Consider the following 234-nt stretch of genomic DNA (forward strand, 5'->3'; position numbering starts at 1 on the left):
TGGTCCCGGACGAGTTGTGGGAGCTGGTGGAACCGCTGCTACCCCGGTTCGAGGGTCGCTGGCAGGGTGGTGGGACTGCCCCGATCGAGGATCGGGCGGTGTTCACCGCGGTGGTCTACGTGCTGACGGCGGGGTGCGCCTGGCGGCATCTGCCTGCCGAGTTCGGGGTGTCGGTACCCACGGCGCACCGCCGGTTCCAGACCTGGACCCAGGCGGGGGTCTGGTTCCGGCTGC

General features: G+C 70.9%; 1 protein-coding gene. It reads left to right on the forward strand.

Features of this window, described 5'->3' with window-relative positions; all coding sequences use genetic code 11:
• On the forward strand, window positions 1–234 hold a 234-nt coding region (locus FMEAI12_RS02935; protein ID WP_200835169.1), incomplete at both ends, for a transposase.

The sequence above is a fragment of the Parafrankia sp. Ea1.12 genome (assembly GCF_900465275.1).
In the GTDB taxonomy this organism is placed as follows: domain Bacteria; phylum Actinomycetota; class Actinomycetes; order Frankiales; family Frankiaceae; genus Parafrankia; species Parafrankia soli.